Genomic DNA, 24,999 nt, shown 5'->3' on the forward strand with positions numbered 1-24,999 from the left:
GTTCCCACGGTGTTACAGCAATTCAAAGCTCTGCTGCGTCACGTCCTGGGAGTCCAGGCCGATCTGCACGTTGAACTTGCCCGGTTCGGCGCCGTACTTGAGCTGGGCGTTGAAGAACTTCAGGTCGTCTTCGGTAATGGTGAAGTGCACGACTTTCTGTTCGCCGGCCTTGAGCATTATTTTCTGGAAGTTCTTCAGTTCCTTGACCGGGCGGATCATCGAGCCGGTCACGTCCTGGATGTACAACTGCACCACGGTTTCGCCGTCACGCTGGCCAGTGTTTTTCACCATGACGCTGGCGTCGAGCTTGCCGGTCTTGTTCAGGGTGGTCGACGACAGGGCCATGTCTTCCACGCTGAACGTGGTGTAGCTCAGGCCGAAACCGAACGGAAACAGCGGCCCGGTGGTGTCATCGAAATACTGCGAGGTGTAGTTGCCCGGTTTGCCCGGCGTGAACGGCCGGCCGATGCTCAGGTGGTTGTAGTAGGTCGGAATCTGACCCACCGAACGCGGGAAGGTGATCGGCAATTTGCCCGACGGGTTGTAGTCGCCGAACAGCACGTCGGCGATGGCGTTGCCACCTTCGGTGCCGCTGAACCAGGTTTCCAGGATTGCGTCGGCCTGGTCTTTCTCTTCGAGAATCGACAGCGGACGGCCGTTCATCAACACCAGCACCAGCGGTTTGCCGGTGGCTTTCAACGCCTTGATCAACTCGCGCTGGTTGGCCGGGATGTTCAGGTCGGTGCGGCTCGACGACTCGTGGGACATGCCACGGGATTCGCCAACAGCGGCAACCACAACGTTAGCATCCTTGGCCGCTTTCACCGCTTCGTCGATCAGGTCCTTGGCCGAACGCGGATCATCCACCACTTCCGGGGCATCGAAGTTCAGGAAGTTAAGGTAATCGAGGACTTTCTTGTCGCTGGTGATGTTGGCGCCACGCGCATAGATCAGCGTGGCTTTGTCGGCCACGGCGGCGTTCATGCCGTCGAACAGGGTGACCGATTGCGCCGGCTTACCGGCGGCGGCCCAGCTGCCCATCATGTCGATCGGCGCCTTGGCCAACGGACCGACCAGGGCGATCTTCGCGGTTTTCTTCAGGGGCAGGGTGTCGTTCTGGTTTTTCAGCAACACCAGGCTGCGGCGCGCCACATCGCGGGCCTCGGGGCGGTGCAGACGGCTTTCGGCGTAGGTGTCGGCCGGGTCGTCTTCAGCCTTGCCGATGCGCAGGTACGGGTCCTTGAACAGGCCCATGTCGTACTTGGCGGCCAGCACTTCGCGCACGGCGTTGTCGATGTCTTTCTGTTCGATCTCGCCAGCCTTCAACAGCCCCGGCAGCTCTTTGCCGTAGAGGGTGTCGTTCATGCTCATGTCGATGCCGGCCTTGATCGCCAGCTTCGCGGCTTCACGACCATCCGCCGCGACGCCGTGCTTGATCAGCTCGAAAATCGCCCCGTGGTCACTGACCGCCAGGCCCTTGAAGCCCCATTCCTTGCGCAGCAGGTCGTTCATCAGCCAGGTGTTGGCCGTGGCCGGCACGCCGTTGATCGAGTTCAGGGCAACCATCACCCCGCCAGCGCCGGCATCAATCGCGGCGCGGTACGGTGGCAGGTAGTCCTGGTACATCTTGACCGGGCTCATGTCGACCACGTTGTAGTCGCGACCCCCTTCGACCGCGCCATACAAGGCGAAGTGCTTGACGCTGGCCATGATGCTGTCGGCGGCGTTGGCGCCCTGGCCCTGGAAGGCCCTGACCATCACGCCGGCAATGCGCGACACCAGATACGTGTCTTCACCGAAGCCTTCGGAAGTGCGGCCCCAGCGCGGGTCGCGGGAGACATCGACCATCGGCGCGAAGGTGATGTCGAGGCTATCGGCTGCGGCTTCCTTGGCGGCAACGCGCCCGGAGCGGCCGATGGCGTCCATGTCCCAGCTCGATGCCAGGGCAATGGGGATCGGGAAAATGGTGCGGTGGCCGTGGATCACGTCATAGGCGAAGAACATCGGGATCTTCAACCGGCTGCGCATGGCCGCGTCCTGCATCGGACGGTTTTCCGGGCGGGTAATGGAGTTGAACGTGCCCCCGATGTTGCCGGCGGCGATTTCCTTGCGGATCAGCTCCCGAGGCATTTCCGGGCCGATGCTGATCAGGCGCAACTGGCCGATTTTTTCATCGAGGGTCATCTGCTTCATCAGGTTGCTGATGAAAGCGTCCTTGTTCTCCAGAGGTGCGGGTGTCGTGGCGGCCAATACGTGATGACTGGCCAGGCTGACGAACAGGCCCAGCAAACACAGCTTCTTCATGAATAGTTTTCTCAAAGGCCTAAACGGCAGTGAATAGGTGCCGATCAGCCAAAATTTAGGGAGCGACTATTGTTGTTCAGGTAAATGCAGCACACTTCTGACGCGTTTCTTGTACTGGGGGCATCTTTTAGCCCATTGCTCCGCTGCAATCCAGTGGCGGCGGCAGATTATGCCCCAAGAGCCTGGTTCAAAGGTTACGGGCAGTTTTTCAACGGATTGTGCACGGGAGCATCACCTACATGAATGTACGACTCAACTATCGCTCAAGCCTGCACGTCGCGGCGCTGATGCTGCTGACCACGCTGCTGACCGGTTGCGGCATCAACAACATCCCGACCCTCGACGAACAGGCCAAGGCCGCTTGGGGCCAGGTGCAGAACCAGTACCAGCGCCGTGCCGACCTGATCCCCAACCTGGTGGAAACCGTCAAGGGCTACGCCAAGCACGAAGAAGACACCCTGACCGCGGTGATCGAAGCCCGGGCCAAGGCGACGTCGATCCAGGTCGATGCCAATACCCTGGACAACCCGGAAAAACTCAAGCAATTCCAGCAGGCCCAGGATCAACTGACCGGTGCCTTGAGTCGTTTGATGGTGGTGTCCGAACGCTACCCGGACCTCAAGGCCAACCAAAACTTCCTGGCTCTGCAATCGCAACTTGAAGGCACCGAAAACCGCATCGCCGTGGCCCGTCGCGACTTCATCCTGGCGGTGCAGAAATACAACACCGAAATCCGCACCTTCCCGGGTCGGCTGTGGCACAGCGTGATGTACAGCGATTTGCCGATCCGCGAAACCTTCGAAGCCACCAGCCCGGATGCCGATAAAGCGCCGCAAGTTAAATTCTGATGGGCGGCGTACAGCGCGTGCTGCGAGGCACGCTGCTGTCGCTCTGGCTGGTAACCAGTTGCGCCGTGATGGCGCAACAACAGGCTCCAACACCCACGGACGGGTTAGCGTTGCGTCAATCGCAGCCCGTTTCGCAGGTCGAGCCCAAACCGGCCCCCGCGACGGCAATCCCCCTGGAAAGTCTGTTTCCCAAACTGACCGGACGCGTTGTCGACACGGCGCAGTTATTGACACCTTCAGCGGTGGTTTACCTTGAGCAGATGCTCAAGCAACTGGAACAGGCCACGACCGATCAAGTGGTGGTGGTCACGGTCCCGAGCCTGGGTGGCTACAGCATCGAGGAATTCGGTGTGCAACTGGGCCGGCATTGGGGCATCGGGCAGCAGGACAAAAACAATGGCGTCCTGCTGTTGGTGGCGCGCGATGACCGTAAGGTGCGGATTGAAGTAGGGTACGGGCTTGAGGCGCAGATCAATGACATGTGGGCCGGCTTTATCATCAATGAATCGATCGTTCCCTATTTCAAGGATGATCTGTACTCATCGGGGATCATTGCCGGGACTACGTCGATCGTAAGAATGCTTGTGCCAACCGACCTGCCGAGGGTGGTCAATCGTTCCGTGGAAAGGAGCTGGCTGGATTCGATTGACTGGAGTTGGTGGGTAAAGCTCGTGTTCTTTTTTGTTTTTCTGGGGATTCCAATCGTGGGGTTTCTCAGATCGTGGCAAGAGGAAGAATATTTTCCGTCCGAGTCTGACAAATACACGCCGGTCGATGATGACGACAGTCCGCCACGACGGGAACCGAAGGCTGACCAGGAATCGAGTTGGAGCTGGATCAGCAGCTCGAGTACCTCCGACGATTCCAGCAGCAGTTCGAGCTCCGATTCGGACTCGGACCGTTTCTCGGGCGGCGGTGGCAGCTTTGGCGGTGGCGGGGCTTCCGGCAGTTGGTAGTGCGCCGGGGTGAACAATTAAGGAAGAGGTGCTGATGGGAATCTTCAAATCCGGCCTGGTGCTGTTGCTCTGGGTTGTTGCGATCACGGCCCAGGCCGAGTTGAAATTCCCGCCGCTGACCGGGCGGGTGGTGGACAACGCGCAGATGATCGAACCGGCGGTGCGCGAGCAGTTGACCCAGCAGCTCCAGGCCCACGAAACCGCCACCGGCGAGCAATTGGTGGTGGTGACGTTGCCGGATTTGCAGGGCACCGACATCGCGGACTTCGGCTATCAACTCGGCCGCGCCTGGGGCATCGGCCAGAAGGACAAGAACAACGGCGCGCTGCTGATCGTGGCCCGTGACGAGCGCAAGCTGCGGATCGAAGTCGGTTATGGCCTGGAAGATCGCCTGACCGATGCCCAGAGTTCGGTGATCATCAACCAGGTGATCACCCCGGCGTTCAAGACCGGCAACTTCAGCAAGGGCATCAGCGACGGGGTTGCGGCGATGCTGGTGGTGTTGGGCGGTAGTTCGCTGGACGAACCCTCGACGGTGTATGAGCCGCGCGGTGATGAGGACAGCGATTTCATCTCACGGCACCCCGGCGTGTTCATCTTTCTGGTGATGCTGTTCATCCTGACGATTTTCATCTGCCAGATGCTCGGTATCCTGCCAGCCGGTCGCGGCGGCTCCGGTGGTTCGGGAGGCGGTTTCGGCGGTGGTGGGTTTGGTGGCGGCGGTGGAGGTGGCGGGGGCTTCAGCGGTGGCGGGGGCAGTTTCGGGGGCGGCGGTTCGTCGGGCGGCTGGTGACAATAATAATGAGCGAGCGTTTATAACCATGGCATTACTGACTGAACACGAACAACGCAAAGTCGCCGAGGCGATTGCCCGGGTCGAGCGCGAAACCGACGCCGAACTGGTGACGGTGCTCGCGGCCCGCGCCGACGACTACGTGTACATCCCGCTGCTGTGGGCGAGTTTGCTAGCGTTGGTGGTGCCGGGTGTCGTGCATTACCTGACCGGCGTGCTGACCCTGCACAGCCTGTTGCTGGTGCAATGGGCGAGTTTTATCGTGCTGTGCCTGGTGTTCCGGATTCCGAAAATCACCACGCATCTGATCCCGCGCCGGGTTCGCCACTGGCGCGCCTCGAACCTGGCCCGGCGGCAGTTCCTGGAGCAGAACCTGCACCACACCGTGGGCAGCACCGGGATGTTGATTTTTGTCTGCGAAGCCGAGCGTTATGTGGAAATCCTGGTGGATGAAGGGATCTCCAGGCGCCTGGACAACAAGACCTGGGAAGGGATTGTCGCGGCGTTTACCCAACAGGTGAAACAGGGCCAGACGTTGCAGGGGTTTGTGACCTGCATCGAGGCGTGCGGCGAGTTGCTCAAGGTGCATGTGCCGGTGACGCAGGTGCGCAATGAATTGCCGAATCGGTTGGTGGTGTTGGGCTGAGGTCATTTCCAATCTGGAAGTTGATGTGCTTTTGTGGCGAGGGAGCTTGCTCCCGCTGGGCTGCGAAGCGGCCCCAAAACCGGCAACCGAGTTCTGTCGGACCCACCTCATCGTCTGCATTGCGACTGCTGCGCAGCCGAGCGGGAGCAAGCTCCCTCGCCACAGATATCGGTTCACCGCAAATACAGATATCGGTTCACCACAAATAATGCACTTGCCACGGATTCGCACCGTTCGGGAAATTACCCGTGCCCTCGCACCCCATCCCCCCTAAAATACCCGCCATTCCCGATTCGCACCGCCCGAGGCCGTTTTCCCCATGTCTGCTACCGCCACTCCCGCCAGCCTCGCGCCGGATCATCACGCCCAGTTCATCGACCTGTTGCAAACCAGCCTCGACGCCAATGCCTTCATCAAACTGGTGCTGGCCAAGTACGTCGGCAGCGAAGTGGATTTGCAGCGGCTGATCATCAAGCAACTCACGGTCAAGGATCAGCCGTGCCTGTCCTTCGTCTACCGCTACAAGACCCGCGACATCACCAAGAACTTCCCTCTGGCCGAAGGCGTGGCGACCATCGCCGGGCTGTTGCCGGAGGCGTTCAAAAATGCGCATTTACTCTCCCTGACCGACGAAGCCCAGCTCGAATACAGCAAAAAGGGCAAGTCTTCGCTGTTCAAGAGCAAACCCCAGCAATTGCGTGAAGTGCCGTCCGCCGAGCATAACCGCGAGAAGAACCGCTTCCTCGACCTGAACCGGCCGTTCCTCGCCGACCTGGGCGTGACCAACAGCAAGCACGAGCTGATCCCGGCGATGTCGCGCAAGTGGAAGCAGATAAACAAGTTCATCGAAGTGTTCAGCCATGCCCTGACCACTTCGCCACTGGCCCTGGACAAACCGGTGCGCGTGGCGGATTTCGGGTCGGGCAAGGGTTACCTGACGTTCGCGATCCACGACTATTTGCGCAACACCCTGAATGCCGAAGGCGAAGTCACCGGCGTCGAGCTGCGCGAAGAGATGGTCAACCTGTGCAACGCTGCCGCCGCGAAGCTGGAGCATCCGGGGCTGGTGTTCAAGTGCGGCGACGTACGCAGCGTCGCGCCGAGCGAGCTGGACGTGATGATCGCCCTGCATGCCTGCGACATCGCCACCGACTACGCGATCCACACCGGCATCCGCTCCGGCGCCTCGATCATCATGTGCTCGCCGTGCTGCCACAAACAGATCCGCCTGCAAATCCAGAGCCCGGCGCTGCTCAAGCCGATGCTGCAATACGGTTTGCACCTGGGCCAGCAGGCGGAAATGGTCACTGACAGTTTGCGCGCGTTGTTCCTTGAGGCCTGCGGCTACGAGACCAAGGTGTTCGAGTTCATCTCACTGGACCACACCAACAAGAACAAGATGATCCTGGCGGTCAAACGCGCCGAACCGGTGGACCCGGCGCAGCTGTTGGTGAAGATTCAGGAGTTGAAAGATTTCTATCAGATCACCGAGCATTGTCTGGAAACATTGCTGCGTTCCGACGGCTACCTCTGATCGCCACCCCCCTGTAGGAGCAAAGCTTGCTCGCGATAGTGATCTTGAGGACGCCATCGCGAGCAAGCTTTGCTCCTACAGGCGAAGGCGATTTTGAAGACGCCTTCGCCGGCAAGCCTGGCTCCTACAAGAGCTATGCTGTGGCCACCTGCGCCGGTTTAACCGCCGTCTTGCGCCCGAGCATCACCGTCACAATCACCCCACCCGCAAACAGCCAGGTAATCGGCTCGATGTGTTCGCCAAAAAACAACGCCGAAAACGCAATCGTGAAGAAGATCTGCAACAACTGGATCTGACTGACCCGCGCAATCCCGCCCATCGCCAACCCGGCGTACCAGGCAAAGAAACCGATGAACTGCGAGAACAGCGAGACGTAGCCAAACGCCCACCAGGTCTTGGCCGAGATCTCGCCCTGATGTTGCAGCGCCAGGTACGTCACCGGCCCGATCAACAGCGGCGTCGACAGCACCAGCGCCCAGCAGATCACCTGCCAGCCGCCCATTTCCTTGGCCAACCGGCCGCCCTCGGCATAGCCCAGACCGCCCACGGCAATCGCCCCGAGCATCAACAAATCACCGGCCTGAATGCTGCCGGCGCCGCTGATCAGCGCATAACCGAGCACCAACGCGCTGCCCAGTGCGGCGCAGGCCCAGAACGCTTTGGACGGGCGCTCATGGGACAGCCACGCGGCATACAGCGCCACGCACAGCGGTTGCAGGCCGTTGACCAGCGCGCCGTGGGACGCCGGCAAGGTTTGCATGGCCCAGGCTGACAACACCGGGAAACCGAGTATCACCCCTGCGATCACCAGGGTCAGGCCTTTGACCTGTTTCCAGGTCGGCCACTTCTCGCGCCGCCACAGCAACAGCATCGCCGCCGGCACCGCCGCAAACAACGCACGGCCCAGGCCGTTGAGCAGCGGGTGGATTTCCTGCACCACGATGCGGGTGAAGGGCAGGGTGAGGCTGAAGATGATGACGCCGAGCAGGCCGAGGGCCATGCCGGTGTTTTCGCGCGAGGACATGATGGGCAACCAGGATTCAGGGTGATTGGACGTGACTTCATCTAGCCACAAACCGCGGCGATTGCTCTGTTACAGCTAGGTGCGGAAATATCCGTACAGTTTGCCGCGATCTCTGTGGCGAGGGGGCTTGCCCCCGTTTGGCTGCGCAGCAGTCGCAGAACCTGTGCGCACGGTTTAACTGACGGAACGTGGGGGGCGCTTCGCACCCCAACGGGGGCAAGCCACCTCGCCACAAAAAACCATGTTGGCCGTAGTAGTCGGTTATTACCTGCCGCCGCCGATTAGGACTACCGTGAAGACTCCTGCACGCCCACGTATTCCCAGAGGAGTCCTTCCCATGGCTGCCAAGAAAATCCTGATGCTGGTCGGCGATTACGTCGAAGACTACGAAGTGATGGTGCCGTTCCAGGCGCTGCTGATGGTCGGCCATACCGTGCACGCCGTGTGCCCGGACAAGACCGCCGGCCAGACCGTGCGCACCGCGATCCATGACTTCGAAGGCGACCAGACCTACAGCGAAAAACCCGGTCACCTGTTTGCCCTGAACTTTGACTTCGCCAAGGTCAAGGCGGCCGATTACGACGCACTGCTGGTGCCGGGCGGTCGTGCGCCGGAGTACCTGCGCCTGAACGAAAAAGTCCTGGAACTGGTGCGCGATTTCGACAAGGCCGGCAAGCCGATCGCCGCCGTGTGCCATGGCGCGCAACTGCTCGCCGCTGCCGGGATCCTCGAAGGTCGCGAATGCAGCGCCTACCCGGCCTGCGCCCCGGAAGTGCGGCTGGCGGGCGGTACGTTCATCGATATCCCGGTGACGGAAGGCCACGTACAAGGCAATCTGGCCACTGCTCCAGCCTGGCCAGCCCACCCGAACTGGCTCGCCGGTTTCCTCGGCTTGCTGGGCACTAAAATCACGCTGTAACGAGGGACTTTTGCATGTGCGAGCTCTACGTCAAGGCCGATCCGATCCTCTACGAATCGCGCTCCCGCTCGCTGCGCATCTGCGGGGTGGTCACCACCCTGCGCCTGGAGAATCAGTTCTGGGACATCCTCAGCGAAATCGCCGAAGTTGACGGCATGACCACCAACCAGTTGATCGCCAAGCTGTATGAAGAGGTGATGGACTATCGCGGCGAAGTGGTGAATTTTGCTTCGTTCTTGCGGGTGAGTTGCATGCGGTATTTGAGTCAGCGGCGGGGGATGGCGCCGGGGTTGTCGGTGGTGCGTTCGGCGGCCAAATAGTTTATTGACCTTGCGGGCCTCTTCGCGGGCAAGCCTCGCTCCTACAGGTTTGGTGGTGTTCGACCATTTCGCGGACACCACAAAACCTGTAGGAGCGAGGCTTGCCCGCGAAGACGTCAGCCCAGGCGCCACAAACCCCGGATCAGAAGAACCGCGTCACACTCACCTTGGCATTGCGCCCCTGGCTATACGCCCGATCCCCACTCAACGCAGACCCGAGGAAGACGCGGCAGGCAAAAACACCTCACATGCGACTGCAAGATATTCTCATGTGAGGTGTTTCAGCGTGCTTCGATGCGCAATTGGCCATCGGCGAGGGTGACGGTTTTCACCGGAATCAGCGCCGGCAGCGCGTTGAGCAAGGCATCGGGATCATTGACGTCGAGGTCGCCGGAGACCTTGAAGCGCCCCAGTTTCCCATCGGCCAACAGCACCGGGCGGGCGCGATACAGGTTCAACTCATCCACCAGGCTGGCCAGTTCGCGATTGCGAAATGACAAGTGCCCGCTGCGCCAGTCCGCCACTTGCCCGTCGGTCAGCGTCTGCTGTTGCAGGGTGCCACTGGCCAGGTCAAACGCGGCCTGCTGTTGCGCGCCGAGCTGGGTTTGGGTCTTGCTGTCCGGGGCAAACGCGACCTGGCCGTGGGCGACGCTGACCACCACGTGCCTGGGCGTGCGCCGCACATCGAAAGCGGTGCCGACCACCCGCACCGTCGATTCACCGGTATGCACCCACAGCGGTCGCTCTTTATCCGGCGCCACTTCCAGATAAATCTGGCCCTGGTCGAGATAAACCTGGCGCTGCTGACTGTCGAAATCGATGCGCAAACGCGTATTGGCGTTGACCGACAAGGTGCTGCCATCCGGCAGATTGAACGTGCGCGAGCCTTTGGCCTGGGCCGCGATTTGTTGCTGATAGACGCCATGGGGCGTGCCGAGGTTGAACGCCAGAACGGCGCAGACCAACGCCGCCGCAATCGCCAGGGCTGGGCGCCAGACATTCGGTTTACGCCGCAGGCTGATTGGCGCCGGTTTGTTCTGTTGCTTGAGTTCGGCCAGGTCGGCCCACAGTTCTTCGAAGGCGCGGTAGGCCTTGGTGTGTTCCGGTACGCACATCCACAGCTCGAAAGCTTCGCGGTCGGCGCTGCCGTGCGCCTGGCGATTGCGCACAAACCAGCTGGCGGCCTGGGCGTCGATGCCGTCATCCGGCAGATCAGTGTCACGATTCATTCTGGCTGCTCCGTGCCTTTTTCGTGGTCCAGGCGTTGCTTGCAATGCAGCAGGGCGAAGGCGATGTGTTTTTCCAGCATGCTCAAGGAAACCCATGCGTTGCGCGATCTGTGCCTGACTCAGGCCTTCAAAGCGGTGCAGCATAAGGGCTTCACGGCGGCGCGGCGAGGGTTCTGCGAGCACACCTTTGAGTTGCTTCAGGCGTTGCAGGCGTTGCGCGCCGGTCATGTACGCCGCGTCACTGGGGTTATCCGTGCGTTTGCGCAGGTAATTCAGGATGTCCCCGTAGAACCGGCGAAAGGAATCAGCCGACAGCGGGGCGGGCGTGAGGCGAGACATGGAGATCCTGCTTGAGGCGCGGGTGCAGAAAGGTTGCGGGTGGCTGCCGCGTGAGGTCTATTCTCAAGCAGTGGATAAACCCCATGGAAGGTCTTTACTGTCAGGCAACTTTGGTTGGATCAATCGACAGGAGTGGCACCATGTCTGGATGGTATGAGTTGAGCAAAACCAGCACCGGTCAGTTTCGCTTTGTGCTCAAAGCAGCCAATGCCGAAACCATTCTGAACAGCGAGCACTACACCACCCGCGCCGCTGCCGATGGCGGCATCGCCTCGGTGCAGAAAAACAGCCCGCTGGATGAACGCTACGAGAAAAAGACCACCAAGGATGGCCATCCTTACTTCAACCTCAAGGCCGGTAATCACGAGATCATCGGCAGCAGCGAGGCGTACTCCAACGATGCCGCGCGGGAGAAGGGGATTGCCAGTGTGAAGGCCAACGGGCCGACGACGGTGATCAAGGACAAGACATTGCCGGTGCTTTGACGCGAGATCGATCCCACGCGCAGCAAAGGAATGCCTCCAGGGACGCTCCGCGTTCCAATGGGACGCGGAGCGTCCCGGGCTGCATTCCTTTGCTGCGCGTGGGAACGATCCTTAAAGAATGAAGAGTGCTTTTGTGGCGAGGGGGCTTGCCCCCGTTCGGCTGCGAAGCAGTCGTAAACCTGTTGGCACCTTTTTACTGAAAGACCGCTGAGGGCCGCTTCGCGACCCAACGGGGGCAAGCCCCCTCGCCACAAGTTCGGTGTTCTCTTCAGACTTCGACTGGAACCGTCAGCTTCGAACTCCCCAGCGCATGCGTCTTGGAATCAAAAAACCTCAACTCAACCCCCGTCCCCTCAAACACCTTCGCGTAATGCCGCTTCTGATGCTGAACAAACGCCTTGCTGCGCGGCTTGATCGACACTGCCACCACCTTCGGTTTCGCCTGGCGCAGCGCATGGATGATGTGGCTGTCCTGCTCGCCCAGCGCATGCCCGAAGATGCACAACCCCTCGCCATGCCCCAATAACTGGTCATAACAGAACGACAAATAATCCGAACTGCGGATGGTTTTGAGCTTGTCCTGCGCCGGGCCTTCGTTGACGAACAGCGGCACGTCGTCCAGGGTCTTGATGGTGTTGTTGATCGCAAAACTGCCGAGCAACGTGCCCTCGGTCGACTTCAATTTGCGCGCCGTGCCGTCCTGGTTGCGCACCAGGTGCAGGCCACCGTGCAGGTACAGCAAACGGGTTTTATCGGTGGCGCTGGCGCTCAAGTCGAAGCTTGGTTCATCGCCGTGAAACAGGTCAGTGATGGCTTCCGGCTGGTGCTGGAGCGCCCAGTTGCCGAGCAGATCGTAGTTGGTGGTGAACACCGTCCGATAGCGGCCCATCTCTTGATTGATCGTCGCCAACGTCGAAGGCACCACCAGCCGCCACGGGATGTGCACCGCGTGCACGGTGTTGATCAGCGCTTCCTTGATCGCGTAGTAGCGATTGCGCGGCGCGGCGGAGCTGACGGCCAGGGCCTTGTTGACGCGGCTGGTGATTTTCAGCGCGCTCAGCACTTGTTCGAAACTGCGGGTTTGCAGCGCATCGAACACGCTCAGCTCGGACTGGCTCAAGGGCTTTTCTTCGACGGTGCGGGCGTTTTCGAACAGCGAGTCGTAACCGAAGTCATCCCACACCGCACGGCTGGCGCCGTTGCCCAGCAGCAGGCCGCTGAACGAAGCGCTGGTGCGCAAGGCGTTCCAGTCTTCAAGTTGGGCATCGACATCCTGGAAATCGGTCATTGCGTTGGTCGTCTCAAAAAGCGAAGGGTCTGATGGGCGGCGACTTTATCACGACCCGCACTTGAGCCAGATCAACATACGCCGTGACTGATCGGTCGATCCTGTGCACATCCGCTGAATCGGAGCTGTCGATTCGGCCCCTCGCAGGAGATTCGCCATGAGCAGCACGTTTTTCATCCCCGCCGTGAACATCATGGGCAGCGGTTGCCTCGACGAAGCCATGGACGCCATCCGCAAGTACGGTTTTCGCAAAGCGCTGATCGTCACTGACGTCGGGCTGGCCAAGGCTGGCGTGGCGGCGATGATCGCCGAGAAGCTGGCGATGCAGGACATCGATTCGGTGATCTTCGACGGCGCCAAGCCCAACCCGAGCATCGCCAACGTCGAACGCGGCCTGGGCCTGCTCAAGGAAAGTAACTGCGATTTCGTGGTGTCCCTGGGCGGCGGTTCGCCCCACGACTGCGCCAAAGGCATCGCCCTGTGCGCGACCAACGGCGGGCAGATCCGCGATTACGAAGGCGTCGATCAATCCGAGAAGCCGCAACTGCCGCTTATCGCGATCAACACCACCGCCGGCACCGCCAGCGAGATGACCCGTTTCTGCATCATCACCGACGAATCGCGCCACGTGAAAATGGCCATCGTCGACCGCAACGTCACGCCGCTGCTGTCGGTCAATGACCCGGCGCTGATGGTCGCGATGCCCAAGAGCCTGACCGCCGCCACCGGCATGGACGCGCTGACCCACGCCATCGAAGCCTACGTCTCCACCGCCGCCAACCCGATCACCGACGCCTGTGCGCTGAAGGCCATCACCCTGATCAGTAACAACCTGCGCCTGGCCGTGCGCGACGGCAGCGACCTAGCCGCCCGGGAGAATATGGCGTACGCGCAGTTCCTCGCGGGCATGGCCTTCAACAACGCCTCTCTCGGCTACGTGCACGCGATGGCCCACCAATTGGGCGGTTTCTACGACTTGCCCCACGGCGTGTGCAACGCGGTGTTGTTGCCGCATGTGCAAAGCTTCAATGCATTGGTGTGTGCCGATCGCCTGAACGATGTGGCCCTCGCCATGGGCGCCGAGATACGCGGGCTCAGCCCGGAAGAGGGCGCGCAAGCGGCCATCGCGGCGATCCGCAGTCTGGCCCGGGACGTGGAAATCCCCGGCGGTCTGCGTGACCTCGGCGCCAAGCTCAATGACATCCCGATCCTCGCCACCAACGCCCTGAAAGACGCTTGCGGCCTGACCAACCCGCGTGCGGCGGACCAGCGGCAGATCGAGGAGGTTTTTCGCAGCGCGTTCTAAGCCTTTTTGCCACCCGGCGCGAACCTCACGCAGAGCATCGCGCCCAAGGCCAGCAAAACGCACAACACTGACAACGGCCAGGCCTGTTGACTGGCGATCAGGCTGGCGATGCCGCCGATCACGGCGGCCATCAGTTGGTGGATGAAACCGCTCAACGCCATCGCATAAGCCCCGCTGACCGGCGACCCCTCATTGGCCAGCGACAGGCTGATCGGATAATTCAGCGACTGGCCAAGCACCGCAAAGCAGTACGGCAACCAGAACAGCAACGCCACCGACGTCCCCGCCACACTCCCCAGCCACATCACCCCGCTACCGGCCAAAACCAGGCCCACGCCCAGCGTCATCAGCCAATGCTGACCAGTGCGCACCACGAAGCGATTCACGCCCAATGCCCCGAGAAAATACGCCGCGCTGATCGGCCATCCCAACAGCCCATATTCCACGGCAGTCCAGTTGAACGGTCCTTGCAGGATCAATGGCGCGGCGGTGTTGAACGCGATGATCACACCGTATCCCAGGCCACCGGCGAGGGCCGGCAGCAGAAACGCTCGATGACGCAAGATGCGCCAGTAGCTCGGCCAACTGGAGGATGGGCGGTGTTCGTCCGTCAGTACCGGGAACGCGACCCGCGCCACGATCCCGGCCATCAGCAGACTCACCCCACCCAACAGATAAAAAATCGCGGGCCAACCCAGCGCCACCTGGATGATCGACCCCAGGTACTGCCCGATCCCCAGCGCCACTACAAAGGAAATCGAAATCCACGACAGCGCCTTGGCCAGCAAGTCGCCGCGAAAACTGTCGCGGATCAGCACCCGGGCCATCACCGAAATCCCGCTGGCGCCAACGCCCTGGAGCAAGCGAAGGAACAGGAACGACTCCAGCGTCTGGCCCAGGGGCAGGGCCAGGTTGCCGACCCCATAGATGCCAAGCGCCGCGAGCAACACCGGTTTACGCCCGATGCGCTGGCCCAGGCTGCCCCAGAACAACATCGGCAGCGCCATGCCGATCAGGTACACCGCCAACCCCCACGACACTTGCGACGCATCGGCGGACAAATGCCGGGCGATCTCCGGCAATGCAGGCAGGTAAATGCTCATGCCCAATTGCGCGAGAAAAACCGTGCTGCAGGTGACGAGGAGGGTGGTGCTGCTCTTCATGGCATCTTCCCTGGGTTTCAGTGGCCGACATCCTGGCCGTGGGTGCGCAACAGTTCGATGATGAGTTCACAAAAGTGGCGGATCAACCCGGGCTCCATGTCGGCCCGCAGGGTAATCCGGATGGCCGCCTGACCTTGCGCCACCACCGGGAAAAACACCGCCGAAGTGAAGAAGCCGAGGTTGGCCAACTCGGTCGCCAGGCGGTTGGCCAGCGCCGCTTCACCACAGCGGATCAAGCGAATCGCCATGTTGCTGCGGTGCTGCTCGGTGCGGATCAGGCTGTCAAAGAGCCGGATATTAACCTGAAGTTTTTCCTGCAATGCGCTGAATTCCGCCGTGCGATGCAGCTTGATCGAGGCCCGGCCGGCACCGATCGCCGCACTGTTCAGGCTTTGCGACCAATTGCTCGGGCCGCCGTAACGTTGAATGAGCTTCCTCTGCCGTTCGTTGCCGAACATCACCAGGCCACCGCTGGCGCCGAACGATTTGGCCAGTGACGCGACGATCAGGCAGTCATCGTCAAGGGCGTGCAGCCTCGGGCGGACCAGGCCAGCGCCGGAATTGCCGACGGCGGACAGGGCGTGGGAATCATCCAGATAGAGAAACAGCCCGTAGCGATCCTTCAGGTACAACAGACTGTCCAGGTCCGCCACCCCTCCCATGCTGTAAGCGCCGTCGGCGACATACGCGACCGTGCCGTGCTGCTGGCACTGCTTTTCCAGGAAGTCCATGTCGTTATGCGGGCTGGTCACCACCCGGGTTTCGTCGGCACACGCGGCCTTGAGGTGGTTCATCGAGTAATGCGCCAAGCGATCGAACACCATCACCGGCGGGCGGTTTTCAGTGAACACGCCGCTGGCCAGCAGCGGCAGGATCCCGGCACTCGCCGCGCTGCACGACAGGGTGCTCAGGCATCGGGCGCCGAACAGGTCGGACAGTTCGCTTTCGTACTGGTCCAGGATCGCCAGTTTGCAGCGGTTTTTCGAATTGGCGACGCGCAGGGTGCCGGTTTCCCACAAGGTGCTCATGGCGCCTTTGAGCAAGTCGGGGTGGTGATCCAGGCCCAGGTAGGACGTGGTGCAGAAGTGATGAAACGCCCGTCCGTACTGGTCGACCATGCGGTTGGCGCTGCGGATGTCGACGTTGAGCCCCGCGACTTTTCCGGCTTCGGCGGTTTCCCAGTCGTAATCGGCCAAGGCGATCAGTTTTCGATAATTGGTGAAGATGTTGGCTGTCTGGTCCATAGAGAGTGTTGCTCCTTGTGTGATACAGCGTGTTTGTGTGTTTCCAGACTTTACGGAATGCGTCGGGAGCGTTGAATCGGCCGATTCCTGCATGTTTGAGTGTTACAAGAGATTTACGTGTAGGACGGTGGCGTGTGAGGCTGTGGGCCAAAACCGGGCTATCCTGCCGACTCAGCCGAACCCACGCCATCGAGCCCACCCATGCTGCAAAAAAGCCTGATCCGCCGCCTCGACCTGATCACCCTGCAGTTATTCGTCGCCGTCCACGAAGAGGGCACGCTGACCCGTGCTGCCACGCGGGAAGCGATCGCAGTGTCGGCGGCCAGCAAGCGCTTGATGGAGTTGGAGGAGGCGTTCGGCATCAGTCTGTTCGTGCGACAGGCCAAGGGCATGACCCTGACGCCGGCCGGGGAAACCCTGTTGCACCATGCCCGGCAGATGTTGTTCAACGTCGAGAAAATGGGCCTGGAATTGGGCGAGCACAGCCACGGAATTCGCGGGTATGTGCGGATGCTGGCGAACCTGTCGGCGATCATTCAGTTCTTGCCCGAAGACTTGCGCGACTTCTCCGAGCGGCATCCGCAAGTGAAGACCGACCTTGAGGAGCGTCCCAGCAGCGGGGTGATTCAAGGCGTGCTGGATGGTGTGGCGGACCTGGGGATCTGCTCCAGTGACAGCGACGTCAAAGGCCTGCACAGCGTGCTGTATCGCCAGGACAAACTGGTGGTGTTGATGCCGCCGGATCATTCCTTGGCCAGCCGTGAAACCCTGGCCTTCGCCGATACCCTGGACAGCGATTACGTCGGCCTGCATGCCGCCAGCTCGATCAACATGCGCACCCACGCGGCGGCGCGCAAGGCGGGCAAGGTGCTGCGGTTGCGGATTCATGTGCCGGGATTTGATGCGATGTGCCGGATGGTCCAGGCCAACATGGGCATCGGCATCCTGCCGCAAAAGGCCTATGAATTGTTTGGCCGGGCGCTGGGGTTGCACGCGGTGCCGTTGACCGATGACTGGTCGGATCGGGCGTTGATTCTGGTGGTGCGCGATGAAGCGGGGTTGTCGCCGGTGAGTCGGATGTTGTTTGAGCAGTTGCGCGGGCATGCCTGACAGATCGTTGTTGGATGGGCCGGCCTCTTCGCGGGCAAGCCTCGCTCCTACAAGGGCAGCGCCCGGCGTGAAACACCACCAAACCAGTAGGAGCGAGGCTTGCCCGCGAAGGCGGACCTGAGGTCGCGGTAATGTCGGCCGAGCGTTCGCGTTTCACGAACACCCCTTGCCAACTGAAGGTTGGATTACCCACCCCCCGGTCCTCTAGCCTTGGCACATAGTCCAAGAATAAGAGGTACCCCGCGATGACTGCCCCCCTGAGTGCAATCAAGGTGATCGAGATCGGCACGCTGATCGCTGCACCGTTTGCTGCGCGCATGCTCGCCGAGTTTGGCGCCGAGGTGATCAAGATCGAAGCCATGGGCCAGGGCGATCCCCTGCGCAAATGGCGAAAACTGCACGAGGGCACCTCGCTGTGGTGGTACCTGCAATCGCGCAACAAGAAGTCCCTGGCGCTGAATCTCAAATCCCCTGAAGGCATCGAACTGGTCAAGCAATTGGCGACCAGCGCCGACGTGCTGATCGAAAACCTGCGCCCCGGCGCCCTGGAAAAACTCGGCCTGGGCTGGGACGTGCTGCACGCCCTCAACCCCAACCTGACCCTGGTGCGCATCTCCGGCTACGGCCAGACCGGCCCGTACCGCGACCGTCCGGGCTTCGGCGCCATCGGCGAGGCCATGGGCGGGATTCGCTACACCACCGGCACCCCCGGTTCACCGCCGGCCCGGGTCGGGGTCAGCCTCGGCGATTCCCTGGCGTCGTTGCACGCGGTGATCGGCGCGCTGATGTCGCTGCTGCGGGTCAAGACCGGGCAGGGCGGCGGGCAAGTGGTGGACGTGTCGTTGGCCGAAAGCGTGTTCAACGTGATGGAAAGCCTGGTGCCGGAATACGACATGCAAGGCCACATTCGCGAACGCAGCGGCGGCGCGCTGCCGGGCATTGCACCGTCGAATACCTACCTGACCGCCGATGGTGCTTATGTGGTGATTGCCGGCAACAGCGATCCGATCTACAAGCGCTTGATGAACGTGATCGGTCGCAGCGATCTGGCCGACGCCCCGGAATTCGCCCACAACGACGGCCGCGCCTTGAAAAGCAATGTGCTCGACGCCGCCATCACCCACTGGACCAGCAGCCTGCCCATCGATGACGTGCTGGCCGCGCTGGAAGCCGCCGAAGTCCCGGCCGGGCGCATCTATTCGGTGGCCGACATCGTCGCCGATCCGCACTACCAGGCGCGGGACATGCTGCTCAACGCCGACCTGCCCGGCGGCGCCACGGTGAAGATGCCAGGCATCGTGCCCAAACTCTCGGAAACCCCCGGTGGCGTGAACTGGTCCGGGCCGCAACTGGGCCAGCACACCGACGGCATCCTTGCCGGGCTGGGCCTGACCGGCTCCGACATCGAACGGCTGAAAGCCGCAGGAGTGGTGCAATGATCACTGACTTTTCCCAGACGCTGATCGTGCAGGAAGTCTCGCCGCGCGACGGTTTGCAGATCGAGCCGACCTGGGTTGAAACCGCTGACAAAATTGCGCTGATCGATCAGCTGTCGCTGGCCGGGTTCAGCCGGATCGAGGCGGGATCGTTCGTCTCGCCCAAGGCCATTGCGGCGTTGCGCGATGGCGAGTTGGTGTTCAAGGGCATCACCCGGCAACCGGGGGTGATCTACGTCGCATTGATCCCCAATTTGAAAGGCGCGCAACGGGCGTTGGCGACAAGGGCGGATGAACTGAATCTGGTGATGTCTGCCAGCCAGACCCACAACCTGGCCAACATGCGCATGCGCTGTGAAGACTCATTGGCGGCGTTCGGCGAGATCGTGCAGTACGTCGACGGCACACAGGTGCGCCTCAACGGCAGCATCGCCACCACGTTTGGCTGTCCGTTCGAAGGCAAGATCGATGAGGATCGCGTGCTGCAAATCGTCGAGGCTTATCAGGAACTCGGCATTCAAGGCATCACCCTGGCCGACACCACCGGCATGGCCAATCCGCGGCAAGTGGATCGACTGGTGCGGCGGGTGTTGCAGCGGGTGTCGCCGGCGGACCTGACCCTGCATTTCCACAACACCCGCGGTCTCGGTTTGTGCAACGTGCTGGCCGCCTACGAGGCCGGCGCCCGCCGCTTCGACGCCGCGCTCGGCGGCCTCGGCGGTTGCCCGTTTGCCCCGGGCGCCTCGGGCAATATCTGCACCGAAGACCTGGTCAACCTGTGCGATGAAATCGGCATCCACACCGGCATCGACCTGCCGCTGCTGCTGAAACTGTCCCGAGGCTTGCCAGCACTGCTGGGCCACGAAGTGCCCGGCCAACTGGCCAAGGCCGGACGCAACTGCGACCTGCACCCAAGCCCATCCTGACACCACCGAATACTCCCTGTAGGAGCGAGGCTTGCCCGCGAAGAGGCCCTCACATTCAACATCATCGTTGACTGACACACCGCCTTCGCGGGCAAGCCTCGCTCCTACAGAAAAACGATTACAAACCAGACAACAAAAACAATCGGACACCCACGGGCAGTCCGCCTGGAGAAACCCCATGAGCCTCAACGTACTGGAGGCGGACGCCAGCCCGTCCGTTAGCCACGATGTCGAAAAAGCCCTGGTCAGCAAAGTCGCCTGGCGCCTGATGCCGCTGATCATGGTCTGCTACCTGTTCGCATTTTTTGACCGCATCAACATCAGCTTCGCCAAGTTCCAGTTGCAGACCGACCTGAGCCTGAGCGACACCGCCTACGGCCTCGGCGCCGGGTTGTTCGTGGTCGGTTACGTGCTGTTCGAGGTGCCGAGCAACATGATGCTGTACAAGGTCGGCGCCCGGCGCTGGATCGCCCGGATCATGATGTCCTGGGGCGTCGCCACCGCCGCCATGGTCTTCGTCAACAGCGAATGGCAGTTCTATGCGCTGCGCTTTGTGATCGGCGCGATGGAGGCCGGTTTTGCCCCCGGCGTGCTGTATTACCTGACGCTGTGGTTCCCGCAGCACTATCGCGGGCGCATCACTTCGATGCTGTTTTTGTCCTCGGCATTTGCCGGTCTGGTCGGCGCACCGTTCTCCGGTCTGGTGCTGCAACACCTCGACGGCTTTATGGACATGCGCGGCTGGCACTGGCTGTTCCTGCTCGGCGGCGTGCCCTGCATCGTTCTCGGTTTGCTGGTGCTGAAATTGCTCAAGGACCGCATCGAAGACGCCCATTGGCTGACCGCTGCGGAGAAAACCTTGCTGGCCAGCCGCATCGCTCACCATGAACCGCACAAGGGCGGCGGCTCGCTGCTCGCGGCGTTGAAGATTCCGGGGTTCCTGACCTTGGGGCTGATCTACTTTCTGATCCAGGTCGCGTCCTACGGCTTGAATTTCTGGGCACCGCAATTGATCCGCAGCGCGGGTACCGAAAGCCCGGTGATGATCGGTTTGCTGACCGCCATTCCCTACATCTGCGGGGCGATCAGCATGGTGGTGATCGGGCGCTTGTCTGACGCCACCGGCGAACGCCGCAAGTTTGTCGCCGGCCTGGTGACGCTGGGGGCGGTCGGGTTTTTCTGTGCCGGGATCTTCGCCAACCACACAACGTTCCTGATTGTCGCGCTGGGCTTGCTCGGTGCCGGGATCATTGCCTGCATCCCGAGCTTCTGGACCCTGCCGCCGAAACTGCTGGCCGGTGCTGGCGCTGGTGCAGCGGGCGGGATCGCCGTGATCAACACCCTTGGCCAGTTTGGCGGCATCGTCAGCCCGGTGATGGTGGGGCGGATCAAGGACCTGACCGGCAGCACCACCCCGGCGCTGTACGTGATTGGCGTTGCGGCGCTGATTGCGGCTGCACTGCTGATGTGGGGCTTGCCGCAGAAGCTGCGCACCCTCGACAAGTTTTAAAAGATCGCAGGCTGCCCCAGCGCCGACAGGGACCACGCATCCCCGTAGGCGCAGGCGCAGCCTGCGATCTTTTGATTTCAAGAAGTCGCAATCAACGCTTTACCCGATGCTCCACTGAACTGAATCAACACCACCCCCGCCACCAGCAACACCGCGCCCAGCACCCGGGGCAAGGTCAACTGCCGCTCCACCAGCCCGAACAGCCCGAAATGATCGAGCAGCATCGAGGCAATCACTTGCCCGGTCAGCGCCAGCACCACAAAGCCCGACGCACCGAGTTTCGGCAGCAACATCACCGCCAGCGCCACAAAGCACACGCCGAACACGCCACCGGCCCACATCCACAACGGCGCCTTGCTGATAAACGCCAACGACGGCAGCGGCAAACGCAGGGCGAGGATGATCGGCAGCAACACCAGCAAACTCACCAGCAACGAGGCCAGCGTCGCCCATAACGGATGCCCGAGGCCGCGACTCAGGTTGGCATTGATCGCACTTTGAAACGGCACCACCGCCCCGGCAACCACCGCCAGCAGCAACAGGCCGGCCCACTGCAACGTACTCATGTTCATGACTCCAACAGGTTTTGCTGGATTCTAGGGTATTCGCCGCGCAAATTTAAATTCCAATTCGCTATGCAGAACATGCAGCAGATGAATGATCTACGACGCATCGACCTCAACCTGCTGGTGATCCTCGACGCCTTGCTCAGCGAGCAGCATGTGACCCGCGCCGCCGAGCGTCTGCACCTGAGTCAACCGGCGGTCAGCCATGCGTTGGGACGCTTGCGCGATCTGCTCGGCGATCCATTGCTGGTGCGCGCCGGCGCCACGCTCGTGCCGACCCCAAGAGCGCTGGAACTGATCGCACCCTTGGCCGAAGCCCTGGCCCAGGTGCAATCGCTGCTGGCGCCGAACACCTTCGATCCGGCCACCGCCAAACGCACCTTTCGCCTGGCGATGTCCGACTACGGCGCGGCCATCGTCCTGCCGGGGCTGATCCGCACCTTGCGCCGGGAAGCGCCGGGCATCGACCTTCAAATCAGCCACGCCAGCCGCGAAGGCATGCTCGATGGCGTGCTCAACGGTGACATCGACGTCGCGGCGGGGGTGTTCCCGGAATTGCCCAACGAACTGCGCAGCACGCCGTTGTTCGACGAGCACTACGCCTGCCTGGTCGACCGCCACAGCCTGCCCGCCGACGGCACACTTGACTTGCCAACCTACCTGGCCCGCCCCCACGTCCTGCTGGAAATGCGCGGCAGCGGCACCCCGGAAATCGAACGGGCGCTGACCGCCCTGCGCGAACGCCGCCGCGTGGCGATCAGCCTGCCGCACTGGAGCGTTGCGCCGGAATTTATCGCCGGGACGGATTTGATCCTGACGGTGGCCTCACGTGGGTTGCGCGACGTCGATGAAAAGACATTGATCGTCGTGGCGCCGCCGTTTCATATTCCGTCGTTTACCTTTGTGCTGGCCTGGCATAAACGGCGGGGCGGGGATCAGGCGTTGAATTGGTTGAATGGGCGGATTGGGCAGGGGATAAACCCAGTCAGTTAAGCCGATGAGTCACTTGTGGCGAGGGAGCTTGCTCGCGCTGGACTGCATAGCAGTCCCCTTCTTTTTAGGTAAAGAGAGGGCCGCTTCGCAGCCCGGCGGGAGCAAGCTCCCTCGCCACAGGTTCGGTGTCAGGCCTGAATGATCGGTATTAGGCACTGGGCGCCATTTTTCGGCGATTGCATTCAACTCCTCGGTTGTAGCGAAGTCACCTGCATCGGCTTCTTTGATCGCCGCCCGAATGTCCTCCATTTCCCAGGAATGGTTGGTGGAAGTATCGGCGGTGTTAAGTGGCAGATGCTCTGAAAAGTTAGGCATGGAGGTCTCGATTTCACGGCTTGTAACTCGAACATACAATGTGGCCGCGTCGAGTGGCGGTCCGGTCCGTTCTTCTTGTCGTAACAATTTGTTGAGCGGAAGCCGCGCACCGAGGATAGTGCGCGGCAGCATTTGACTGGTTTGAAACACACAAGGAACAGGGAATGACATTGAAGTCTGGCTGGATGGGTTTTGCAGCGCTGTGCGGTTTGGTGATGACGGGGCAGGCATTTGCTGCGTGTGAGAAACCACCGTTTTATGGGGATTTTGGCTATTCGGTGTGTAAGGACTGGCCCGCTTACCCGGGGCTGGCGATTACGGCGATCTCGCAATTCGAGTCGGGTTTTTCGGCCAGCGGTTCCGGTCCCGAGGGCAAATATGATCTCGACCTTGCCGTTGTCTCGGCGGGTGATTCGAAACCGCTGGCGACGTATCACAAGTCATCGGCTTTTGAGTCGGATGCCATTGCCTTTGAAGACCTGCAACTCGATACGGCGCGCTACACGCTTACCCCCAACCTGCGAGCCTTCGGCGTGCGCGCCACGTTCAAGGGCTCGTCACGGGTCAACCCAATGGATGAAACGTTGCTCTCGCTCTACGTCAAAGAGGGCAACACGCTGCGTCCGGTCATGGATCGACTCATCACCTATCAGTACGGCGGTGAATGGGATGGCAATTGTGCCGGCGAGCGTTATGAAATCACCCGAACCCTCGAAATCGGCAAGACCAGTTCCCATGGCTACGCGGACCTGATTGTCAAAACAGTGTCCATGAGCACGGTCGGGAAGGGTGAGGGCGAGGCGTGTGTATCCAACTCCGTGACCGCCAAACCGGTGCAGACGACGCTTCGGTACGACGGTAAAAACTATGTGTTGCCAGGTGACTTCACGAGCGTTCAATGACTGCGCATCCATCAGGGAAGAACATGATGAGCACACGCAAACTGCTGACCTTTCTCACTGTCCTCGGCCTCATCGCGGCGGCCAACCAGGCACAAGCGGGTTGCGAAGAAGCACCCGCAGACACGCCGTCTGTCACCCTTTGCAAAGTCTGGCCGGCGTATGAGGACCAGACCATTGTCGCCACGACGACGTTCAAGCCGGATTCTCCCGACGGCAACGGCGATGTCGGAAACGTCGATCTGGAGTTGGCGCTCATCCGTTCGTCCAGTGCGAAACCGCTGGCCAGCTACCGTAAAAAAGACGCCTATTCTTCCGACGCCGTGGCGTTTCAAGGCCTGAGCATTGATACGGCACGCTACAAGTTGACGCCGGACGCTCGCGCGTTCGGCATCCGCTCGCGTTTTGAAACCAGATCAAGCATCAATTCCTACTACACGAATGAGCTGGCGCTGTATCTGCGCGACGGCGCCACCTTGCGCCCCGTGTTGGAAGGGTTGGTGATGTCGACGGGGCGGGGCGAGTGGGACGGTAACTGTGCGGGAGAGGGCGAGCGAACCGAAAGAACCGTCGATATCGGCAACACGCTTCACAACGGCTTTGCGGATCTGGTTGTCAGCTCCACCGTGACCGTGACCCAACGCTTTCTGGTGGGCGAAGAGTGCCAGGACAAGGCCAAAAAGTTGAAAACCACTCGAGTCATCCTGAATTACGACGGCAAGCAATACGTCATACCAGAAGCGCTCAGAGGTTAATCGGCAGCATCCCTGAAGTTCTTCGACGATCAGTCAGTCGCACACCAAGTCCTGAGATAGACTGGCCAGCATTCGCTTAAACAGGAGTTCC

At 61.2% G+C, this 24,999-nt stretch carries 24 protein-coding genes and 1 pseudogene; 16 read left to right on the plus strand and 9 right to left on the minus strand.

The window, feature by feature from the left end:
- Nucleotides 1–12 precede the first annotated feature (12 nt).
- Nucleotides 13–2,304: a beta-glucosidase BglX gene (bglX, locus tag ACY4LX_RS08115; protein WP_463259627.1), complete on the minus strand. Its 2,292-nt coding sequence runs from the start codon at nt 2,302–2,304 to the stop codon at nt 13–15.
- Nucleotides 2,305–2,543: 239 nt separating this feature from the next.
- Between bglX and ACY4LX_RS08120 the strand changes: the two genes are divergently transcribed.
- From ACY4LX_RS08120 to ACY4LX_RS08140, 5 genes are all read left to right on the plus strand, one after another.
- Nucleotides 2,544–3,152 (plus strand): LemA family protein, encoded by a 609-nt coding sequence (locus ACY4LX_RS08120; RefSeq protein ID WP_149657240.1) that lies wholly within the window; start codon nt 2,544–2,546, stop codon nt 3,150–3,152.
- A complete protein-coding gene (locus tag ACY4LX_RS08125) occupies nt 3,152–4,108 on the plus strand; it encodes a TPM domain-containing protein (protein WP_463259628.1) in 957 nt (318 codons plus the stop codon). Before ACY4LX_RS08120 ends, ACY4LX_RS08125 begins: the two co-directional genes overlap by 1 nt.
- Nucleotides 4,109–4,142: 34 nt before the next feature.
- Nucleotides 4,143–4,901 carry a TPM domain-containing protein gene (locus ACY4LX_RS08130; RefSeq protein WP_149657238.1) on the plus strand — a complete coding sequence of 253 codons (759 nt, stop codon included), beginning with the start codon at nt 4,143–4,145 and terminating at the stop codon, nt 4,899–4,901.
- A gap of 28 nt (nt 4,902–4,929) precedes the next feature.
- Nucleotides 4,930–5,547, plus strand: a complete 618-nt coding sequence (locus ACY4LX_RS08135) for a TPM domain-containing protein (protein WP_149657237.1) — start codon at nt 4,930–4,932, stop codon at nt 5,545–5,547.
- Nucleotides 5,548–5,866: 319 nt separating this feature from the next.
- The gene (locus ACY4LX_RS08140) at nt 5,867–7,081 is read left to right on the plus strand and encodes a class I SAM-dependent methyltransferase (protein WP_149657236.1); all 1,215 of its coding nucleotides are present in this window, start codon (nt 5,867–5,869) and stop codon (nt 7,079–7,081) included.
- Nucleotides 7,082–7,214: 133 nt separating this feature from the next.
- Here ACY4LX_RS08140 and ACY4LX_RS08145 read toward each other — a convergent pair whose 3' ends face one another.
- On the minus strand, nt 7,215–8,105 hold the full coding sequence (locus ACY4LX_RS08145; RefSeq protein WP_463259629.1) for a DMT family transporter: 891 nt from the start codon (nt 8,103–8,105) through the stop codon (nt 7,215–7,217).
- A gap of 337 nt (nt 8,106–8,442) precedes the next feature.
- Between ACY4LX_RS08145 and ACY4LX_RS08150 the strand changes: the two genes are divergently transcribed.
- A complete protein-coding gene (locus ACY4LX_RS08150) occupies nt 8,443–9,024 on the plus strand; it encodes a DJ-1/PfpI family protein (protein WP_149657233.1) in 582 nt (193 codons plus the stop codon).
- Between the two features lie 14 nt (nt 9,025–9,038).
- Nucleotides 9,039–9,344: a ribbon-helix-helix domain-containing protein gene (locus ACY4LX_RS08155; protein WP_149657232.1), complete on the plus strand. Its 306-nt coding sequence runs from the start codon at nt 9,039–9,041 to the stop codon at nt 9,342–9,344.
- 281 nt (nt 9,345–9,625) lie between these two features.
- Here the strand turns inward: ACY4LX_RS08155 and ACY4LX_RS08160 are convergent, their stop codons facing one another.
- Entirely contained in the window at nt 9,626–10,573 is a 948-nt protein-coding gene (locus ACY4LX_RS08160; protein ID WP_463259630.1) for a FecR family protein, read from the minus strand.
- Nucleotides 10,570–10,912 (minus strand): annotated as a pseudogene (locus ACY4LX_RS08165) (sigma factor-like helix-turn-helix DNA-binding protein). Before ACY4LX_RS08165 ends, ACY4LX_RS08160 begins: the two are co-directional and overlap by 4 nt.
- A gap of 140 nt (nt 10,913–11,052) precedes the next feature.
- Between ACY4LX_RS08165 and ACY4LX_RS08170 the strand changes: the two are divergent.
- Nucleotides 11,053–11,397, plus strand: a complete 345-nt coding sequence (locus tag ACY4LX_RS08170) for a YegP family protein (RefSeq protein WP_123597168.1) — start codon at nt 11,053–11,055, stop codon at nt 11,395–11,397.
- Nucleotides 11,398–11,665: 268 nt separating this feature from the next.
- Here the strand turns inward: ACY4LX_RS08170 and ACY4LX_RS08175 are convergent, their stop codons facing one another.
- The gene (locus ACY4LX_RS08175) at nt 11,666–12,685 is read right to left on the minus strand and encodes a DUF4917 family protein (protein WP_463259631.1); all 1,020 of its coding nucleotides are present in this window, start codon (nt 12,683–12,685) and stop codon (nt 11,666–11,668) included.
- 157 nt (nt 12,686–12,842) lie between these two features.
- Between ACY4LX_RS08175 and yiaY the strand changes: the two genes are divergently transcribed.
- The gene (gene yiaY, locus ACY4LX_RS08180; protein ID WP_463259632.1) at nt 12,843–13,991 is read left to right on the plus strand and encodes an L-threonine dehydrogenase; all 1,149 of its coding nucleotides are present in this window, start codon (nt 12,843–12,845) and stop codon (nt 13,989–13,991) included.
- Here yiaY and ACY4LX_RS08185 read toward each other — a convergent pair.
- Both ACY4LX_RS08185 and ACY4LX_RS08190 read right to left on the minus strand, forming a co-directional pair.
- On the minus strand, nt 13,988–15,154 hold the full coding sequence (locus ACY4LX_RS08185) for a multidrug effflux MFS transporter (protein ID WP_463259633.1): 1,167 nt from the start codon (nt 15,152–15,154) through the stop codon (nt 13,988–13,990). The genes yiaY and ACY4LX_RS08185 overlap by 4 nt on opposite strands.
- Before the next feature lie 17 nt (nt 15,155–15,171).
- Nucleotides 15,172–16,398: an aminotransferase class I/II-fold pyridoxal phosphate-dependent enzyme gene (locus tag ACY4LX_RS08190; RefSeq protein WP_463259634.1), complete on the minus strand. Its 1,227-nt coding sequence runs from the start codon at nt 16,396–16,398 to the stop codon at nt 15,172–15,174.
- Nucleotides 16,399–16,599: 201 nt separating this feature from the next.
- Here ACY4LX_RS08190 and ACY4LX_RS08195 point away from each other — a divergent pair, with 201 nt between their 5' ends.
- The 4 genes from ACY4LX_RS08195 to ACY4LX_RS08210 all read left to right on the plus strand — a co-directional run bounded on the left by ACY4LX_RS08195 (nt 16,600) and on the right by ACY4LX_RS08210 (nt 21,380).
- On the plus strand, nt 16,600–17,508 hold the full coding sequence (locus ACY4LX_RS08195; RefSeq protein ID WP_463259635.1) for a LysR family transcriptional regulator: 909 nt from the start codon (nt 16,600–16,602) through the stop codon (nt 17,506–17,508).
- A gap of 245 nt (nt 17,509–17,753) precedes the next feature.
- Nucleotides 17,754–18,947 (plus strand): CaiB/BaiF CoA transferase family protein, encoded by a 1,194-nt coding sequence (locus ACY4LX_RS08200; RefSeq protein ID WP_123597175.1) that lies wholly within the window; start codon nt 17,754–17,756, stop codon nt 18,945–18,947.
- Nucleotides 18,944–19,870 carry a hydroxymethylglutaryl-CoA lyase gene (locus ACY4LX_RS08205; RefSeq protein ID WP_149657224.1) on the plus strand — a complete coding sequence of 309 codons (927 nt, stop codon included), beginning with the start codon at nt 18,944–18,946 and terminating at the stop codon, nt 19,868–19,870. The genes ACY4LX_RS08200 and ACY4LX_RS08205 overlap by 4 nt, the downstream gene beginning before the upstream one ends.
- A gap of 178 nt (nt 19,871–20,048) precedes the next feature.
- Nucleotides 20,049–21,380, plus strand: a complete 1,332-nt coding sequence (locus ACY4LX_RS08210) for an MFS transporter (RefSeq protein ID WP_463259636.1) — start codon at nt 20,049–20,051, stop codon at nt 21,378–21,380.
- Between the two features lie 77 nt (nt 21,381–21,457).
- Here the strand turns inward: ACY4LX_RS08210 and ACY4LX_RS08215 are convergent, their stop codons facing one another.
- A complete protein-coding gene (locus ACY4LX_RS08215; protein WP_463259637.1) occupies nt 21,458–21,946 on the minus strand; it encodes a DMT family transporter in 489 nt (162 codons plus the stop codon).
- Nucleotides 21,947–22,024: 78 nt separating this feature from the next.
- On the opposite strand from ACY4LX_RS08215, the gene ACY4LX_RS08220 reads away from it, so the two are divergent.
- Nucleotides 22,025–22,939 (plus strand): LysR substrate-binding domain-containing protein, encoded by a 915-nt coding sequence (locus ACY4LX_RS08220; protein WP_463259638.1) that lies wholly within the window; start codon nt 22,025–22,027, stop codon nt 22,937–22,939.
- A gap of 9 nt (nt 22,940–22,948) precedes the next feature.
- On the opposite strand, the gene ACY4LX_RS08225 is transcribed toward ACY4LX_RS08220, so the two are convergent.
- Nucleotides 22,949–23,254 (minus strand): hypothetical protein, encoded by a 306-nt coding sequence (locus ACY4LX_RS08225; protein ID WP_178128989.1) that lies wholly within the window; start codon nt 23,252–23,254, stop codon nt 22,949–22,951.
- 164 nt (nt 23,255–23,418) lie between these two features.
- Between ACY4LX_RS08225 and ACY4LX_RS08230 the strand changes: the two genes are divergently transcribed.
- Together ACY4LX_RS08230 and ACY4LX_RS08235 are read left to right on the plus strand one after the other, a co-directional pair.
- Nucleotides 23,419–24,156, plus strand: a complete 738-nt coding sequence (locus ACY4LX_RS08230) for a PA3715 family protein (protein WP_463259639.1) — start codon at nt 23,419–23,421, stop codon at nt 24,154–24,156.
- Between the two features lie 26 nt (nt 24,157–24,182).
- Nucleotides 24,183–24,908 carry a PA3715 family protein gene (locus ACY4LX_RS08235; RefSeq protein WP_463259640.1) on the plus strand — a complete coding sequence of 242 codons (726 nt, stop codon included), beginning with the start codon at nt 24,183–24,185 and terminating at the stop codon, nt 24,906–24,908.
- The last annotated feature ends 91 nt before the right edge of the window (nt 24,909–24,999 follow it).

It is taken from the genome of Pseudomonas sp. Emmai, assembly GCF_055179735.1.